Source organism: Alcanivorax sp. HI0083, assembly GCF_001635175.1.
This window is the reverse complement of the sequence record NZ_LWFX01001215.1, coordinates 1-3,552: the sequence shown is the minus strand read 5'-3', so window position 1 is coordinate 3,552 and position 3,552 is coordinate 1. Positions and strand designations below refer to the sequence as shown.

Here is a 3,552-nt window from a genome sequence, read left to right as displayed (position 1 = left end):
CCACCCCGGCAGCCCCGGCCCCAAAGGCGGAAGAAAAGCCCAAGCCGGCACCGGCCAGCAATGAGCTGCCCAGCCGTGCCACGGAAGTGAAAGCGGTCAAGGCAGAAGTCAAGCCCGCCGCCGCCGAGCAGGGCCGCGCAAGCAACGACCCACGCCAGCGTCGTCGTGAGCAGCTCGCCGCCCAGGAAGCCGCTGCCAAGGCGCAACAAGCGGAATCGTCCTCGGAAGACTGAGGACATCCAGCCACAAAAAAGCCCGCTTCGAGCGGGCTTTTTTGTGGCTTATGGTTCTTCGCGGATTAGAGTGAATAACACGCTTCTCGTCGTCTACAGGGTTTATCGCGAATAAATACTCGACGCCGGATGCCTGGCGCAAGCCCCTTAGCCTGAACAGCTATCGTTTTCGGTATCTTTTTTGAGAGGTATTTTTGAGGGTTTCTTTAAGGGTTTCTTTGAGGAATTGTCAGGGCCATCATTCAGACAATAATCAGGTATTGTTCCAGCTACATGCTGAAATCAATTGTGGCCATGGGTCGCATGCATCCCATGCGTCTATAGGGGCCTGGAGGCTCCTGGCTATGGTAACAGCACCGGCTCTTGCTCCAACGACACACCAAACATCGCCAGCACATCGGCACACACCGCCTCTGCCAACGCCACCACATCCGCACTGGTAGCACCGCCATGATTGACCAGCACCAGCGCCTGTTCACTATGCATACCAACAGGCCCCAGTCGCTTCCCCTTCCAGCCGGCCTGCTCGATCAGCCACCCTGCTGCCAGTTTCACGCCATCTTCTTGTGCGTACGCCACCACATCCGCAAAGCGCATCTTTAGCGCATCACCCTGTTCTTTGGTGACAACCGGGTTTTTGAAAAAACTGCCCGCGTTAGCCAACACGGCAGGGTCCGGCAGCTTACTCTGACGCACCGCAATCACATGCTCGCGAACCGCGGCGGGGGAAATATCCGCTTGCGACAAGTGACCAAAACGCGCCTGGAGCGGCCCGTAGCTCACATTGCATTGCGGTATTTTATTCAGACGAAGCTCGATGCCGGTAATGATATAGCGGCCACGATCACGGCTTTTGAAACGACTGTCGCGGTAGGAAAATTCGCATTCATGGCCGGCAAAATGGTCTACCTGAGCGGTGACCACATCCATCACCGTCACCTGCTCCAGTACCTGGGACAACTCGACGCCATAGGCACCGATATTTTGAAAAGGTGCCGCCCCCGCCGTACCGGGAATCAAGGACAGGTTTTCCAGCCCTTGCCAGCCCTGCTCAACGGTCCAGGCCACCAGATCATCCCAGTGCACGCCAGCACCGGCGGCGACCCAAACATGGGTGTCGTCTTCTTTCACCTGCGCCATGCCATCAATAGCCAGGCTCAGTGTCAGCCCCGGCAGATCAGAACGAATTACCAGGTTGCTGCCTTCACCAATCACGAAAAGTGGCTCTGCAGGATTACGTTCCGCCAGCACCTGTGACAATGCATCCAGTGTGTTCGGCCGTGCCAGGCGATGGGCTCGCGCCGGCAACCGCAAGGTATTCAGCGACATCAGATCCGCATCGCAAATCTGCTCAACCGAACCGGTCGGTGGCGCCGTCTGGCTCACAGTTGCTCCCGCACACGGCTCAACAATCCTTCAGCGCCATCTTCAATCAGGTCCAGCACGGTATCGAATCCGTCTTCACCGCCATAGTAAGGGTCGGGCACTTCCCGCACCGAAGTGTGCTGTGCATAGTCCAGAAAACGGGCAAGAGTGCCCTGAAACGATGCGGGTCGCATGGCCTTCAGATCCGCCAGATTGGCATCATCCATGGCCAACACCCAATCATAGTCCGCAAAATCCGCCGGGCTGACTTGCCTCGCGCGCAGGTCAGCCATGGAATAGCCCCGTCGCAACGCGGCCTCCTGGGTACGAGGGTCCGGCGCCTTGCCGATATGCCAATCGCCGGTTCCAACGCTATCAATACGAATACGATCTTCCAGGCCGGCTGCCTTCACGCGTTCACGAAAGACCACTTCAGCGGTGGGTGAACGACAGATGTTGCCAAGGCAAACGAACAATACTGATACGCTCATTACCGGCCTCCCAACTCTGACCGCAGACGCTCAAGATCCGCCTGGGTATCGACCCCACCGGGCACAGCCTCGCAGGCAGGTTCAATGTGGATAGCCACGCCATTGGCCATGGCCCGCAGCTGCTCCAGAGATTCCAGCTGCTCCAGGGTCGCGGGCGGCCATTGCACATACCGGTGCAAGAACGCTACCCGGTACGCGTAGATGCCGATATGACGCCACCACTGCCCTGCGGACATGTCCTGCTTACCATCGGCAAAGGCATCACGATGCCAGGGCACCGGCGCCCGGGAAAAATACAGCGCCTTGCCGCTGTCATCGAACACGGCTTTCACCACATTCGGGTTAAACAGATCGTCAGCTCGTTCAATGGGTTCACACAGAGTGGACATCTGGCAGTCCGGGTTGGCGGCCAGATTCGCCGCCACCTGATCAATCACCGCCGGGGGAATCAACGGCTCATCGCCCTGCACATTGACGATAATGTCATCATCAGCCAGCCCCAGTTTGGCGGCCACTTCCTGCAGGCGGTCCGTGCCGGAGGGGTGATCCTCCCGGGTCATGACCACGGGCACGATGCCATCCAGCACATCGGCAATGCGCGCATCATCCGTGGCCACGTATACCTGCTCGGCATGGCTTTGCTGGCAGCGCTCTGCCACCCGTTCCACCATGGTTTTTCCAGCAATGTCTGCCAACGGCTTGCCCGGCAAACGGGTAGACGCATACCGCGCCGGCACCACTACGTAAAAACTCATTCACTACCTCGAAAAAAATCAGGGCCGAGTTGGAAGTTTAAAGTTCAAAGTTGAAAAAACCGTTCAAACCCATGCCTTACATCCTCACGTTTCAACTTTACCTTTTACCTTTCAACTCTCTTGACCGTTCACTCCCAACGCCCGATCAATCATCTGATCCAGCAACCCGTCCGGCAAGCTTGCAGTCACCGGAAGAAACCACCAGTGGGGTTCGGCAAAGGGGGCACATTTCACCGCGTCCTTTTCTGTCATCAGGACAGGCAGCCCATCGGCAAAGGCCAGATCCGCCGGCTGATAGGCATGATGGTCGGGGAAAACGTGAGGCGTCGTGCTGAGCCCAAGAATACTGAGCAGGTTAAAGAAACGTTTGGGATTGCCAATGCCGGCAACCGCATGGACCTGGGGATGTTGGCGCAGGAAATCGTCAGGGGTGAGAGTACGGTCGTCGGCCAGGCATGTCATGCCTGACGGACGCATGATCATGGGATAGGCCCCGGTCCAGCCACCGCCGGTGCTGATCACGAAGTCCACCTCCTTGAGGCGGGTGGCCGGCTCCCGCAATGGTCCTTCCGGCAGACAGCGACCATTACCCAGGCCACGCTGACCATCCACCACCACCACTTCGGCGCTGCGCGGCAGCGCATAATGCTGCAAGCCATCATCGCTGATCACCAGGTCCGGGGCGTACTCGCGAATCGCCACGTCCAG

The 3,552-nt window shown here is 58.2% G+C and carries 5 protein-coding genes; 1 reads left to right on the top strand and 4 read right to left on the bottom strand.

Annotated elements, in window-relative coordinates; all coding sequences use genetic code 11:
- The coding region (locus A3754_RS27850) for a hypothetical protein (protein ID WP_197468700.1) at positions 1 to 233 on the top strand (233 nt) is incomplete at its 5' end.
- Positions 234 to 575: 342 nt separating this feature from the next.
- On the opposite strand, the gene murB is transcribed toward A3754_RS27850, so the two are convergent.
- The 4 genes from murB to lpxK form a co-directional block, all read right to left on the bottom strand.
- Positions 576 to 1,619 carry a UDP-N-acetylmuramate dehydrogenase gene (murB, locus tag A3754_RS17680; protein WP_082872464.1) on the bottom strand — a complete coding sequence of 348 codons (1,044 nt, stop codon included), beginning with the start codon at positions 1,617 to 1,619 and terminating at the stop codon, positions 576 to 578.
- Positions 1,616 to 2,089 (bottom strand): low molecular weight protein-tyrosine-phosphatase, encoded by a 474-nt coding sequence (locus tag A3754_RS17675; RefSeq protein ID WP_063520757.1) that lies wholly within the window; start codon positions 2,087 to 2,089, stop codon positions 1,616 to 1,618. The genes murB and A3754_RS17675 overlap by 4 nt, the downstream gene beginning before the upstream one ends.
- Entirely contained in the window at positions 2,089 to 2,844 is a 756-nt protein-coding gene (gene kdsB, locus A3754_RS17670; RefSeq protein ID WP_063520756.1) for a 3-deoxy-manno-octulosonate cytidylyltransferase, read from the bottom strand. The genes A3754_RS17675 and kdsB overlap by 1 nt, the downstream gene beginning before the upstream one ends.
- Before the next feature lie 111 nt (positions 2,845 to 2,955).
- A partial coding sequence (gene lpxK, locus A3754_RS17665; RefSeq protein WP_063520755.1) for a tetraacyldisaccharide 4'-kinase occupies positions 2,956 to 3,552 on the bottom strand: 597 nt, incomplete at its 5' end.

Excerpts from the sequence above, each read along its gene's own strand:
- A3754_RS17675 (WP_063520757.1), bottom strand. The coding sequence starts at position 2,089 with ATGAGCGTATCAGTATTGTTCGTTTGCCTTGGCAACATCTGTCGTTCA.
- kdsB (WP_063520756.1), bottom strand. The coding sequence starts at position 2,844 with ATGAGTTTTTACGTAGTGGTGCCGGCGCGGTATGCGTCTACCCGTTTG.